This window comes from Streptomyces sp. NPDC041108 (assembly GCF_055592645.1).
In genome coordinates this window covers 1-12,482 of the sequence record NZ_JBVIYK010000007.1, presented here as the reverse complement: position 1 = coordinate 12,482, position 12,482 = coordinate 1, and the positions used below count along the sequence as shown (strand labels likewise).

12 protein-coding genes and 6 pseudogenes are annotated in these 12,482 nt (G+C 68.7%); 9 read left to right on the top strand and 9 right to left on the bottom strand.

All coding sequences use genetic code 11. The features are described from left to right. Nucleotides 1–37: 37 nt before the first annotated feature. From ACZ6BB_RS20675 to ACZ6BB_RS20665, 3 genes and pseudogenes are all read left to right on the top strand, one after another. Nucleotides 38–361 (top strand): annotated as a pseudogene (locus tag ACZ6BB_RS20675) (Hsp20/alpha crystallin family protein); the annotation flags it as partial. Between the two features lie 313 nt (nucleotides 362–674). Next, a complete protein-coding gene (locus ACZ6BB_RS20670) occupies nucleotides 675–959 on the top strand; it encodes a hypothetical protein (RefSeq protein WP_471617021.1) in 285 nt (94 codons plus the stop codon). Between the two features lie 21 nt (nucleotides 960–980). Then, nucleotides 981–1,373 carry a DUF2267 domain-containing protein gene (locus ACZ6BB_RS20665; RefSeq protein WP_471616610.1) on the top strand — a complete coding sequence of 131 codons (393 nt, stop codon included), beginning with the start codon at nucleotides 981–983 and terminating at the stop codon, nucleotides 1,371–1,373. Between the two features lie 176 nt (nucleotides 1,374–1,549). On the opposite strand, the gene ACZ6BB_RS20660 is transcribed toward ACZ6BB_RS20665, so the two are convergent. Both ACZ6BB_RS20660 and ACZ6BB_RS20655 read right to left on the bottom strand, forming a co-directional pair. Next, nucleotides 1,550–2,008 carry a SpoIIE family protein phosphatase gene (locus ACZ6BB_RS20660; RefSeq protein WP_471616609.1) on the bottom strand — a complete coding sequence of 153 codons (459 nt, stop codon included), beginning with the start codon at nucleotides 2,006–2,008 and terminating at the stop codon, nucleotides 1,550–1,552. Between the two features lie 145 nt (nucleotides 2,009–2,153). Further along, on the bottom strand, nucleotides 2,154–2,594 hold the full coding sequence (locus ACZ6BB_RS20655; protein WP_471616608.1) for a hypothetical protein: 441 nt from the start codon (nucleotides 2,592–2,594) through the stop codon (nucleotides 2,154–2,156). 298 nt (nucleotides 2,595–2,892) lie between these two features. Between ACZ6BB_RS20655 and ACZ6BB_RS20650 the strand changes: the two genes are divergently transcribed. The 4 genes and pseudogenes from ACZ6BB_RS20650 to ACZ6BB_RS20635 all read left to right on the top strand — a co-directional run bounded on the left by ACZ6BB_RS20650 (nucleotide 2,893) and on the right by ACZ6BB_RS20635 (nucleotide 7,472). Then, complete coding sequence (locus ACZ6BB_RS20650) at nucleotides 2,893–3,015, top strand: hypothetical protein (RefSeq protein WP_471616607.1); 123 nt, start codon at nucleotides 2,893–2,895, stop codon at nucleotides 3,013–3,015. A gap of 92 nt (nucleotides 3,016–3,107) precedes the next feature. Further along, nucleotides 3,108–4,238 (top strand): hypothetical protein, encoded by a 1,131-nt coding sequence (locus ACZ6BB_RS20645; protein ID WP_471616606.1) that lies wholly within the window; start codon nucleotides 3,108–3,110, stop codon nucleotides 4,236–4,238. 153 nt (nucleotides 4,239–4,391) lie between these two features. Then, nucleotides 4,392–5,880: pseudogene (locus tag ACZ6BB_RS20640) on the top strand (FUSC family protein); the annotation flags it as partial. A gap of 554 nt (nucleotides 5,881–6,434) precedes the next feature. Next, nucleotides 6,435–7,472 carry an acetate/propionate family kinase gene (locus ACZ6BB_RS20635; protein ID WP_471616605.1) on the top strand — a complete coding sequence of 346 codons (1,038 nt, stop codon included), beginning with the start codon at nucleotides 6,435–6,437 and terminating at the stop codon, nucleotides 7,470–7,472. Between the two features lie 152 nt (nucleotides 7,473–7,624). Here ACZ6BB_RS20635 and ACZ6BB_RS20630 read toward each other — a convergent pair. Then, a pseudogene (locus ACZ6BB_RS20630) lies at nucleotides 7,625–7,822 on the bottom strand (ATP-binding protein); the annotation flags it as partial. Between ACZ6BB_RS20630 and ACZ6BB_RS20625 the strand changes: the two are divergent. Next, nucleotides 7,821–8,042 (top strand): annotated as a pseudogene (locus ACZ6BB_RS20625) (hypothetical protein); the annotation flags it as partial. The pseudogenes ACZ6BB_RS20630 and ACZ6BB_RS20625 sit on opposite strands and share 2 nt — an antisense overlap. Nucleotides 8,043–8,137: 95 nt before the next feature. On the opposite strand, the gene ACZ6BB_RS20620 reads toward ACZ6BB_RS20625, so the two are convergent. The 4 genes and pseudogenes from ACZ6BB_RS20620 to ACZ6BB_RS20605 all read right to left on the bottom strand — a co-directional run. Beyond that, complete coding sequence (locus ACZ6BB_RS20620) at nucleotides 8,138–8,392, bottom strand: hypothetical protein (protein ID WP_471616604.1); 255 nt, start codon at nucleotides 8,390–8,392, stop codon at nucleotides 8,138–8,140. Next, entirely contained in the window at nucleotides 8,380–9,024 is a 645-nt protein-coding gene (locus tag ACZ6BB_RS20615; RefSeq protein WP_471616603.1) for a hypothetical protein, read from the bottom strand. The genes ACZ6BB_RS20620 and ACZ6BB_RS20615 overlap by 13 nt, the downstream gene beginning before the upstream one ends. A gap of 29 nt (nucleotides 9,025–9,053) precedes the next feature. Beyond that, a complete protein-coding gene (locus ACZ6BB_RS20610; RefSeq protein ID WP_471616602.1) occupies nucleotides 9,054–9,872 on the bottom strand; it encodes a hypothetical protein in 819 nt (272 codons plus the stop codon). 316 nt (nucleotides 9,873–10,188) lie between these two features. Beyond that, nucleotides 10,189–10,349: pseudogene (locus tag ACZ6BB_RS20605) on the bottom strand (M15 family metallopeptidase); the annotation flags it as partial. Nucleotides 10,350–11,082: 733 nt separating this feature from the next. Here ACZ6BB_RS20605 and ACZ6BB_RS20600 point away from each other — a divergent pair. Continuing rightward, nucleotides 11,083–11,574, top strand: coding sequence for a hemerythrin domain-containing protein (locus ACZ6BB_RS20600; protein WP_471616601.1), 492 nt, complete (start codon nucleotides 11,083–11,085; stop codon nucleotides 11,572–11,574). 365 nt (nucleotides 11,575–11,939) lie between these two features. Here the strand turns inward: ACZ6BB_RS20600 and ACZ6BB_RS20595 are convergent, their stop codons facing one another. Next, complete coding sequence (locus ACZ6BB_RS20595; protein ID WP_045562163.1) at nucleotides 11,940–12,110, bottom strand: DUF5670 family protein; 171 nt, start codon at nucleotides 12,108–12,110, stop codon at nucleotides 11,940–11,942. Nucleotides 12,111–12,348: 238 nt separating this feature from the next. After that, nucleotides 12,349–12,482, bottom strand: a pseudogene (locus tag ACZ6BB_RS20590) (IS5/IS1182 family transposase); the annotation flags it as partial.

Sequence of the window (12,482 nt, the reverse complement as noted above, 5' to 3'; positions counted from 1 at the left end):
CAGCGGGTGACGAGATCACGAGAAGGAGAAGGAGGCGATGGAAATGACCACGCCCGTCCAGCGCCACCGCGGTGGCGCCATGCAGGACAGGCCCCTTGGCCGGGCACGCAATCCGCTGACGGAGTTCGACCAACTGCTCAGCGAGATGAGCGGACTGATCGAATCCACGGTGGGAGGCGCGGCGCCGGCAGTCGCGTGGGCACCCCTGGCGGGTGTCACGGGGTCCGACGACGCCTTCCACGTCGAGATCGAACTCCCCGGCGTGAAGAGCAAGGACATCAACGTCGAAGCGAACGGCCAGGAGCTGGTGGTCACCGGAGAGATCAAGGAGAAGGAACGCAAAGGCGTCCTGCGCCGGAGCACCCGCCGCACCGGAGCCTTCGAGTACCGGCTGCGGCTGCCCGGAGAGGTCGACACCGAGTCCGGGCCGAACAGCAGTCCCTGGAGAACATCGCCCGGCCGCTCACCGCCGAGAAACCGAGGCAGCCCGGCGCAACGAGCCCGCGCCACAGGACGCACGAGACCACCGTCGGCCCACACACGTCCGGCAGTCCGAGCACGAGCGGGAACTGCGGATCGCCGACCGCACCGCCCGCCGCCGGGAGCGGGAGCGCGCCGGAGCCCGCCGTTACCGCCCGGGCACCCGACCGGGCAGCAGGATGTACTCGCCGGGGATGACCGGCACCGCGGGCACGGCAAGCCGTACGTCCGCCATGGCCGAACAACGCCTCGACGACGAGATCGAACAGATCACCCACGCGCTCCAAGAAGCCGGCCCGACGAGCCGCGACCGACTCGCACAGGCCGTGGGCGGCCATTCCTGGGGCCCCGGTCGCTTCCGCCGTGCCCTGCGTGAGTCCGAGCTTCCGGGCCAAAGCCTTGCGAACGGCGGCTACGCGCCGACGGATGGACCCGGCCGGCCCGCCAGTGCACCGAGCGCCCCCCATGACCAGCGGTGACCGGCGCAGAAGGAGGCAGCGATGAAATACGACGGATTCCTCGCCCGTGTACGCGAGCGAGGCGAATACAACGACCAGGACGAAGCCGCGGACGTCACCAACGCCGTGTTGGAAGTGCTGGCCCAACGGATCAGCCCGGGAGAGGTCAAGGACCTCGCATCCCAGCTGCCCGGCCCGCTGAGACAGGTTCTGAACCAGGCCACGCCGCAGCAGGCGCGGAGCTTCGGGATCGAAGAGTTCTACCGCCGGGTCGCCGAGCGCACCCATGCCCGGCCGCGTACGGCGCAGTGGGACGCCGGCGCGGTCCTGACCACCGTTGCCGACGCTGTCACCGGCGGAGAACTGAATCAGATCATCAGCCAGCTCCCCTCCAGCTACGCGGTCCTGTTCGGCAAGCCCGAACTCGCGGACTGAGCCCGAGGCGCCCAGAGCGAAAGGCCCACGGAAAATGGGCGATACAGGTTTCTCCTCGTTCGACACCACGGAGGGCAAGGCCAATCGGCTCCTCAAGGACGTCGAGGAGGCCTTCGAATGGCCCAAGGAACGGCGCAAGCAGTGGTACGCGGCACTCCGAGCCGTGCTGCCCCCGCTCAGGGATCGTCTCCCGGTCGAGACGGCCGTGCATCGGCGCCCAGCTGCCGACCATCGTCAGAGGCATCTACTACGACGGCTCGAAGCCGGCCGAAACGCCCGTGAAGATGAGCAACGAGGAGTTCTTCGCACGGGTCCGGAGCGGATTCCCCTATGCGGTCGAGGGCGGCAGCGAGAAGCTGGTACGCACCGTACTGAAATCGCTGGGCTGCCACTCGAACATCAAGATCGTGGCGTCGTCGCTGAGTCGGGCGGTCCCGGGCGAGACCGACGGGCAGACCCCAAGGAGGCTCTGGTGGCCGCTCCAAGGCCTTGTGGAGCAGGCGGTGGCGGCGGATGAGCAACGGAGGCGGGTGGCCGCAATTGCACCAGCGCAGCACACCGGTGGGCATGTGCAACAGGGTGAAGACACCCGTGCAGAACTGCTCCGGAAGCCACTTCGCCAACGCCTCGTCCATGGTGCCCACGAGTTCGTTCAGGTCTGCCCCGCTGCCCCGCTGCCCCGCTGCCCCGCTGCCCCGCTGTGCCGGGCGTTACGGCAGCCTGCCATGGCGACGGAGGTGGCAAGTGCGGACGCCAGATCGTGCCCCATGCCGTCAAGGACTACGGCGTGCAGAACGTCCTCGGTGAACGCATGGTCGAAAGCATCGCCGCCCAGTTCGTACGCAGGCTCCAGAACCGCCGTCGACACGCCCCGCCCGGTGCCGATCGACCGGGGAGGGAGAAAGCCCCCACCCTCTCCGTGGGCAGGTGCATCGGCCGGGTACGCATGCGCTGCGCGATGGTGTCGCTGTAGGTGCGCTTGGACGTGATGATCAGTGCGAGGATCAGCGCCGCCGTTCGGCAGCGCCGTAGCTTGAGCCCGTCCAGGCTGCTCGTGTTCAGCTCCACGACGCCCAGCCGCTCCGCTCCGTCGGCCAGGGGCAGCCACATGTTCAGCCCTCCGGAGGGGGTTTCTCCCACTCGGAGAGAGTCGGTGCGGTAGGTCCATCCGGCCAGCGAAGTTTCGAGCTCCAGTTCCGGCTCGCCTTCGACGAACGGCACCAGCAGTCTGCTGGAAGTCGACCAGATAGATGACGGCCCTGCCCAAGCCCAGGGCCTCGGTATACCGGTTCAGGACCACGGGCAGTTCCGCAGGTGATGCCGGCTTGGCCGCCCTGACCAGTTCACCCAGTAGCCGCTCCCCGGACCCGACGGACACGTTCCTGTCCATGCCGCCCCGACGCCGGGCAGGACACAGCGCTGTGCCTCGCAGGCGTTCTGGATTTTCCCGCGTTGCAGGGCTCTGCCACCACTCCGGCTCCCGGCCCGGACACCGAAGCGGGGTGGTCGGTGACGCGGCGTGCGTCGTGTCGGGGTGATGCCGGAGCGGGTCTTCGCGGTGGCGGACGCGATCGTGGCCCGGTGGTGGGAGCAGGCCCTGTGCTGGGAGGACGAGGAGATTCGGCCGTACCGCCTGCACTGATGGGAGGCCAGCGTGTCACGCGGAGTCTAGGTTACCTCGGCGGCGTCTGTGGGCACTTGGGGTCGTGGGGCAGCCGACGAGAGGGTCCAGTCATGCGGGTGTCGTCTCAGGGCGTTACGGTCGTGGCTCTCCTGGCGGATCCGGACGCGCCGACGGAGATCGCGCAGCGCATGGCCCGGACACTTTCTGCTCGGCTCGCCGACAAGTCGGGCCAGGGGCGACGGTTCGACGTCGAGGTGGTCAGTGAGCCCTTCACCTCGGGGACGGAGGACCCACCCACCTTGATGCGCCGGATCATGGACCGTGGGAGTGCGGAGAACTGGGACATCATCGTGGCCCTCACCGACCTTCCGCTGCACTCACACGGGCGCAGGCTCGCTGTGAATCTGAATCACGAACACGGCTTGGCGCTGCTCTCTCTTCCTTCGCTGGGGGGCCTGCGGCTGCAGACGAGGGCCCGGCGGGCCGTCGAAGAAGCCGTGCTCGGCTTGGCGGGTCCGCAAACCACCGGGGCTGAAGGACTGCCGCGAAGTCAGCCGCTTCTGGGGCCTTCCGTCAATCGTCTCGCGCCCATTCATCGGGGCCCGACCGGTGAGAAGGAGACCGACGATCTTCGGTACGTCGCCGGCGGGCCGCGTGGCTACCTGCGGGTGCTCGTCGGTATGGTCCGCGCCAACCGGCCGTGGCGGTTGGTGCCGGGCTTGTCGAAAGCCCTGGCGGCCGCACTCGCCACAGGAGCGGTCGCCACCGTGAACTCCACCGTCTGGAGCCTGGCTGAGACCCTGAGCGTGCCACGCCTCGTGATCGCCACGGTCGGATCTGTCGCGCTCATGATCGGCTGGCTGATCATAGACGCAGAGCTGTGGCATCGATCAGCAGAGAGCTCGCCGGAGGCGAGACAGCGGGCGCGGCTCTACAACGCCTCGACGGTCGTGACCGTGGGTATCGGGGTGCTGGTCTGCTACGTGGGTTTGATGGTCATCAACTGGGTGTGGGCGCTGTTCATCCTCAACGACCAAGCGTTCGCTTCCGTGACACGAACCCCACTGCACGCCGAGGAGTACTTGACGCTGGCCTGGTTCGTCGCTTCGGTCGCCACCGTGGGCGGCGCGCTGGGATCAGGCTTGGAGAGCGACGATGCGATCCGGGCAGCCGCCTACTCCAAGCGGGAACAGGAACGTCGTCACATGCTCCAGGACCACGGTGACCAGCCCTCGAAGTGAACCGATACCGGCACAACCGGCAGTGCGATGTCGCGCCGACGGGTTGATCATGGCGATGACGGGGCGGGTGTTGTCCCGGTAGGGCAGGTCCGTGCCCCTTTCTTGGCCGGTACGCGGCCGCTGAGCTGAACGTCCGGTGCTGGGGGCGTGGTCATCCTCCACGGCCCCCGGGGCCTCGGCGAGCGCATTCTGCCGGTCGTCGCCGCGCTCGCCGAACCGGACGTCGGCGCCCCGGCGGAGGGATCCGGGCGGGACCGCGCACGGGAGTTTGCTCGATGCGGCCGCCGACGTCCTGGACGCGGCCGCCCGTTCGATCCGCCGCGGCACTCCCGCCGAGGTGCCGCCCCGGAGCGCGGACGTCCTGCGCGTCGACGAGGAGGGCGAAGTGCTGGAGGGGCCCGCCCGGCGGGCCGCCGAACGGCTCGTGGAACTGCTCGCCGAGGCGTTGGAGATCGCCGGGAGCGGCGGCGCGCGCGACAAGGCGCCTACGCAGCCCGGCCCCGCGATCGCCCCGTTCCTGGTGCGCTCGACCATGTTCCGGCTGCTCCCGGTCGTCGTCCGGGCGGTCCGCCGTGAGCTCCACCGGGACTCGCCCGTGTTCCGGCACGCCGTCCGCCTGGCGGCGGTGGCCACGCTCGGCTATCTGATCGCTTCCCGGCTCCCCCTGGAACACGGCTACTGGGCGCCCATCGCCTCGGTGATGGTGATGCGGCCGGACTTCCACCGGACGTACGCGCGTGCGGTGGGCCGTCTCGCCGGGACCTTGGCGGGGGTCGCGCTGGCCACCGGGACGGTGCAGGCCCTGGGCCCGGACGCCCATGTGTTCGGCGCACTGGCGGTGGTCTCGGCGGCCCTGTCGTACACGCTGCTCCGTACCGGCTACGCCTACTCCCAGTGCTTCACTCCCGCGTACGTCGTCTTCCTGCTCGGCATGGGAGGCCAGGCATGGGAGCAGACGGTCCCGGAGCGGGTGGTGCTCACCCTGCTCGGCGGGGCCTTGGCAATGCTGGCGTACGTGGTGTTCCCCGCATGGGAGACCCCCCGGCTGCCGGGTCGGCTTGCGGACCGGCTCGCCGCCGACGGCCGTTACGCGGCCGCAGTGCTCCGCAGCTACGCCGAACCGACCCGGGAGCATCGCGCCGACATGCGCAGGGCCCTGCCGGCGAGCAGGGAGGCACGTGCGGCCTGGCAGGAGGCTTACTACCAGGCAAGGCAGGAACCGGTCCGCTCCAGGGGTCTGACGTCGCGCGAGGCGGAGGATGCGCAGGAGGCGCTCAAGGGGTTCGACCGGGCGGCGATGCTCATGGAGAGCCACGTCCCGCGGGCCGGCAGCCGTTTCGCCCCCGAGGCGGAGCGGCTCGCCGAGGCCCTGGAGACGGACACCACGCAGGCGGCAGTCGACGTGCGCGAGCACAGGAATCCGGACTGGGGGCACGTGGAGGAAGCGCTCCTCGCATGGGACGGCGCCGCCGCTGGGGACCGGAGCCCGGTGCCACGGCGCGGGGCGGAACTGCAGAAGCGGGCCCTGGAGGACCTCGCGACAGCCGTAAGCCGCACACCCCTGGAACGGGACGTCGGCTCTGCTCGCGAGGAGCAGCGAGTGCGGGCGGCCGTGGCTCCGCGTCGAGGGTCTGGTTCCTGATGGTGAGGCGGACGGTGTGGAGCAGCTCGGCCACGTCGGCCGTCCGGCGCCCGGGGAGGATCCAGGCACGGGCGCCACGCGAGGCCGGGGCTGAGCACGTCCGCCTGGTCCTGGGCATGGCGTGCGCCAACCGCCCCTGGGCGGTGTTCCCCGGGGCCCTGCACGCGAGCTGCCCCGGCACCCGGATCCGGATGCCGGGGCAGCTCGCGCGCCCTGGCGGACGTCTTCGCCACCGCGGCCGTCGGGTTCATCAGCGGCACGACCTGGCAGGTCGTCACCGCTGAGTCCCGGGACGTCCGCAACCTGCCGAGTTCTTACCGTTCCGCGAGCAAGAGCGGAGACTCTGCGTTGCCGGAGTTCGCGAAGCGACGGCGGGGAACCTGTACTGGGCCCGTTGCTGCGCGGTGGGAGCACCGTGCCGGAGGATGCGAGAGCAGTGGAGGTGTGTGATGAGTGCTGACCGCTCCCACGAGAGCCGTGATGGTCACGTACTGGTCCTCGATGCCGGCTCTTCGAGCCTTCACATCGCTCTGTTCGCGGCGGACGGTGAACGGGTGGCGGATCGAGACGCCTCGGAGCCCCCGGGGCCTCCTGCGGCGGCGGAACTGCGGAACTTCCTCAGCGAGGTGCCCGCTCCTGCGGCGGTTGGACACCGCATCGTCCACAGCGGTCCGCACCTGACCGGACACACGCTGATCGACGCACGCGTACGGGCTCTGCTGGCGGACGTCGCCGATCTCGCGCCGCTGCACGTGACCCCTGCCCTGCCTGTGGTCGATGCCGCACGAGAACTCCTGCCCGACGTTCCTCATGTCGCCTGCTTCGACACTGTCTTTCACGAGGATCTGCCGGCACAGGCGCGTACGTACGCCGTGCCGGAGCGATGGCGAGCCGAGTACGGGTTGCGCCGGTACGGCTTCCACGGGCTTTCCTACTCGTGGGCACTGCAGAGGACGGCGCAGGCCCTGGGCCGACCCGTCGACAACCTCCAGGTCGTGCTCGTGCACCTGGGCGGCGGCTGCTCGGCCTGCGCCGTCCGGAACGGACGCAGCGTGGACACCACCATGGGCCTCACTCCGCTGGAAGGCCTGGTGATGAGCCGGCGCAGCGGCAGCCTCGACCCCGGCGCGCTGCTGTGGCTGCAGCGGCGGCATGGTCTGAGCGCGGACGAATTGGATGACACACTCCACCGGCATTCCGGTCTGCTCGGACTCTCCGGTACTTCGGGCGACACCCGGGACCTGGTGCGCGCCCGCGCGCAGGGTGATGCCGCGGCCGCGTTGGCGCTGGCGACGTTCACACTCAGCTGCCGCAGGGGCATCGCCTCGATGGCCGCCTCGCTGGACCGGCTGGACGCGCTCGTCTTCACCGGGGAGATCGGCGAAGACCAACCCGAGGTACGCGAGGAGATCTGCTCGGCCCTGACTGTGCTCGGTGTACGAGGCGGGCTGCTCGTCCCCGAACTGGAAGATCTGATGCGGGAAGGCATCCGACGCATCGATCGGGCGGGGAGAGGTGTCCCGGTCCTCGTGGTCGCTACCGGCGAGACACAGCAGATCGCCGCCGAGACCCGACGGGTGCTCGACATGTGACTGGCCAAGGCAACTGCCGGCACATCCACACTCGCGTGTGAACGATCACGTAATTCCCCGGGCCCAGCTTCACGTAATTCCCCAGGTCCTGGCCTGATCCAGTTCTACTTGATCGAGCGCTTGTTTTTCTTGTCGGTGGCGCCTTCCTGGGGTCACTTGTTGGGCCGGTAGCTGGGGCGGTTCATGAATACTTGACGGTTGGTGCTAATCAGCCTGTCCAGGAGCGACTCGACGACCACGGAGTTGGGCAAGAGCGGATACCATTCGCTCGGCGCCCGGTTGCTCGTGAAAATTAACCGGCCCGTGCGCTCGGAGACGAGCTCGTAGAGGTCGTCGACCTGGGCCGCGGTCGACGAGGCCCTCTCGCTCAACCCGGACATCGTGTCCACCGCCTGTCCGTTCCGCCTCGTGATGCTCACGGACTCCGTGAATGGCAAGAAGAACGACGGCAAGGCCAAGGAGTCGATCCAGGACGGCGACGTGGCTCAGCTGATGCTGGAGTCCGTGAAGACGCGGGTGGACCCGGAGAACGCGGCTGAGACGGAGAGTGAGCCGGAGCCGGCGAAGTAGCCGGTACGACTGTTCCGTTCGACGCCCCTGTCCTGTTGGCGAATTCCAGAGGGCGTCGTCGTACGTCAGCCGAAGCTGCGGAGCGACGTGAGGACCTACCCCAGCAGGACGAGGCAGGAGCTGCCGACGGCGATGAGCATCTGCGGCAGGCTCGGCAGGCTCGGCAGGATCCCCAGCATCAGGGGACTCCAGCCCCAGAAGACCAGCACGGTGCGCGCAGTGCGCACGGTCTGGAATGGCGCCGACCAGGCCACCTCCTGAAGGTCGTCGGCGTCGGGCACGAGGGTGAACACAGGGGTCAGGATCGCGCCGATGAGCGCAACGACGATGAAGGCGATCAGCGAGCCCAAGCCCAACTCGTTGTCCTGGAAGGCCTTCCAGGAGTTCTCGGCGAGCGTGGGCAGGTCCTTGCTCTCGTTGACGTAACCGCCGGGACCAGGGTCGGACCGGGCCCACAGGACGTCGACCTCGGTGCCTTTGCCGGGCTTCTCGTACGTGTAAGCGCCGGCGCAGTGAGCCGTTCGGCACCGCCGGTCATGGAGACCACGAGCCGGGACACGTACCCCTTCACCACGCCTTCGCTCAACTCCTGCCGTGTCGACTGGCGTTCCACAACCGTCGCGGTGTTCACCTCCGCGCCCGCGTCGCGCAGGGCATCGAGCTTCTCGCCCGCGTTGGACGAGGTCAGGAGGGCGACGGCGAACACGGCGGAGGAGAACGCGACGATGACCCAGAGGGCACCGGTGCGAAGCTTGACCCAGAACTCGTCCGTGAAACCGTCGGCCTTGGGCTCGCCGGGCAGCACCCAAAGCGCCACCACCCGCACCACCGCACACCCCACGGCGACGGCACCCCACACGAAGGGTTCGTGCCAGGGCCGGGCCATGGCGGTGGCCCCCAGCAGCCCCATGCAGGCGACGGCGGCCGCGACCCACGCCGCGAGCGAGCACAGCCGTACGAGCCGTATCAGCGCCGAACGCACAGATCCCCCCGATGACATGTGAAGCGACCTCACCGCAGCGTGCGCATCGACGTGCCGATGTACACGGCCAGGACGAGCAGGAAACCAAGCCCGGCGAAAGCCATCTCCGTCAGGGTCGTCTCCCGCCCCAGCAACAGGGGCCGAAAGCCGACGAACACCCCCACCGCGGGCACGGCTCGGACGGTCTGGGCGAGCGGCGACCAGGCCAGCCGCTGGAGGCGGTCGGCGTGGGCCCCGATCGTGAAGCAGGGGGTCAGTACGGCGCCCCCGATGCCGGCAAGGATGACGAACGCCACCAGCGCGGCGTCGCCGTTCTCATCGTCCGGGAAGGCCGCCCAGCCTCCCGCGGCAAGCGTGGGCAGGTGCTTGCGGTCGTCGACGTAACCGCCCGAACCGGCCCACAGGACGTCGGCCTCGGCCCCCTCGACGGGCTTGTCGTATGTGAACGCGTCCGGCACGGCGAGCCGTTCGGGACCGCCGGGCACGGAGACGACGAGGTCGGAGGTGTACCCCTCCAGGTCACCGTCACTGATTACCTCCCGCACCTGCCCCTGCCGCGCCACCACGGTCGCGGTGCTCACCTCGGCACCGGCGTCCCGTAGGGCGTCGACCCGCTCCTCCCAGTCGGGTGAGGTCATCATCGCGGCGAAGAACACCCCTGCCGAGAAGGCCACGAGCAGCCATATGGCGGCGGTACGGAGCTTGACCCAGAGCACGGAGTCGACGAAGGAGAGCGCGCGGGGGTCGCCCCAGACACTCGGGGCCTTGGCCAGAGGGACTCCGACGCTCGTACGCCTCCGCCACCAGGCCGCTGCCGCCGGCACCCGCAGCGCCCACAACGCCACCACCCGAACCAAGGCACACCCCACAGCGACGGCACCCCACACCAGAGGCTCACGAAAAGGCCGCGGCACAGGCCCGCTCCCGAGCAGCTGCCAGCAGGCGACCGCGGCCGCACCCCACGCGCCGAGCGCGCTCAGACGCACCAGCCAGACCACTACGTGCCGCATGCGCCCCCCACATGTTGAGGCAGCCGTCCTATCACATAAGAAGCCCGAGAAACCGCGCCAGCCCCTGTACATCAGGCGCCACGGTCAGGGAAACGCGTCGAGGCCACGCGGACCGTAGAGCACGTGTGCCGGGCCCGTGTCGAGTTTCCTGTCAGTCGGCGGACATGAGCGTGAGGGCGACTGCCCCGCCAGCGCTGTGGCGGCGATCTCGGGCGGGGAGACGTACCGGCTCGTGGCGGCCCGCAGTTCGTCGGCGTACTGCTGGGAGTAGGAGTGTTGCAGGGCGGGCGGCCGATATCCGTCAACGAACAGCAGGCCATGCCGCTGGCAGCAGCTCCTGTGCTTCAGCGGGCGGGCCAGGACTATGGCCCCCGCCACCCGTCGTCCCCATGGGGAATTACGTGACGGCGGGGGTGGGGAAATACGTGACGCGGAACCTACCCCACCTGGGGAATTTCGTGATCGCTCACACCGCGTAAAGAACCGGCCTCCTGTACCAGGACGGCACGGGGGAGTGGCGACGTCTGGTCCTGCACGCCGCCCGCCCCGTCTGGTCACGGGGCTCGACGGCCACTGCCTGCATCAGGGCCTCCGTACCGCCCCTTCGACGCCCATGAGAACACCCTGTTGCCGCATGTTCACCGACTGGCTCGCCGCTCTCGGCATCCCGGTTCTGGTCATACGAGGCTTCAGCTCTCAGTCCTACGCCGACATCGTTCGGGCGCGCACCGCGCACCGCGCACCGCGCACCGCCCGCGGTCCGCGCCCCGCGGTCCTGCTCACGCGAGGGAGCGCGTCCGGAGAGCTACCGCGACTACAACCACAAGGTGCCGCAGCTCTGACCACCACCTTGCGCCGGCTCACCCCGCAGGGCCCGCACGCGCCCCTACATTCATGCCGACGCCTTGGCGGGCTGTCTCGGTGAGGCTGTGACAGATCGGTGTCCGAGGGTTCTGCTCGTTGTTCGATCAGGTCGTCCTGCTGAACACCAGTGGATGGGGTAGCAGGATTTCGGCAAGGTCCCCCGCACGAAAGTGATGCTATTCCCATGGCAGAGACACGAGACGTCGTTGAACTCATTCTCCAGGACCACCGGAAGATGGAGGAGCTCTTTCGCCTGATGCGCAGCGTCGAAGCCGACCGGGCTGCCGCTTTGCGGGAATTCTCCGGTCTGCTGATCGCGCACGCACTGGCGGAAGAGGCGAAGGTCTATCCCGCGCTCAAGCGCTACAAGAAGATCGACGACGAAGAGGTGGAACACGGCGAGGAGGAGCACGAGGAGGGCAACAAGGCACTCCTGGCACTCCTGGAAGTCGACGAGGTCGGCTCCCAGGAGTGGGACGAGAGGCTGGAAGATCTCGTGCAGGCCGTCACCCACCACGCCGACGAGGAGGAGCGCACCATCCTCAACGGAGCGCGCGAGAACGTGGCCATGGAGCGCCGCGAGGAACTGGGCGAGGCGTTTGTGGAAGAGCGCGAGCGTCGGCTGAAGGAAAGCTGCGGTGCCGTCGACAACGTGCGCCGCATCGTCAGCTCCTGACAGCAACCCGTGCCACGCCCCCGGACGGTCGGCGCTGGGAGGAGGCGGCCGTGACCTTCCGGTTCCCGCGCAGTTCCTTCCCGGGTGCTGGACGACGGCCGTAGGCAGATCTGGGTCCTCACGGCTGCGCCCCGACTTGCGGGTGACCTGTTGTCTGGCGAGCGCGCGGTGCGGGATGTCGGGGTGGCTGGGGTCCGGTGGTTTGGAGGTGCAGGTTCCACTGCTTCACCGGGCCCCAGCTATGTGGCCCGGCTCACGGGAAGGTGGTAGTTACACCGTTTTCCCGAAAGAGATGTCCCGATCCGCGGCATGCCTGTGGGCCCCGGACGTATCCGGGGCCCACAGGCATGCCGCTGCTTGGCGGATTACCAGCGATACCAGCGGCCCCTGCGGCCGCCTGCGTCCGCGGAGCGCATGACGAAGCCGAGCAGCCAGACGACCAGCACGATGACGGCGATCCACCACAGTGCCTTGAGCGCGAAGCCCGCGCCGAAGAGGATCAGAGCCAGCAGAAGAACGAGAAGCAGGGGAACCATAGTTATCAACCTCCGTCGCTCCTCGTGCCCGGCGAATGCAAGAACACACGGTCGATTTCCCCGGTTTCTTCACCGTACTTTCGGGCACTGGACTCAGTTTCTCCTGACGTTCACCTCACCGCCGGTCCGCTGGGCGACTGTCGGTTCGTCGAGTTCCAGGGCAGAGTGACCGAAGGCACCGGCGCGACGGGACACGATCGACGCCTTCCGCCGGCTCACGATCGACTAAGACGTCGTCTCATTTGGTGAGTCTGCGGTAGCAGATGAGGCTGCAGGCGATGGCGGTGAAGGCCAGGAAGTGTTCGGCCTTGCGTTCGTAGCGGCGGTGCAGACGGCGGCAGCCGGCCAGCCAGGACATGGTGCGTTCGATCG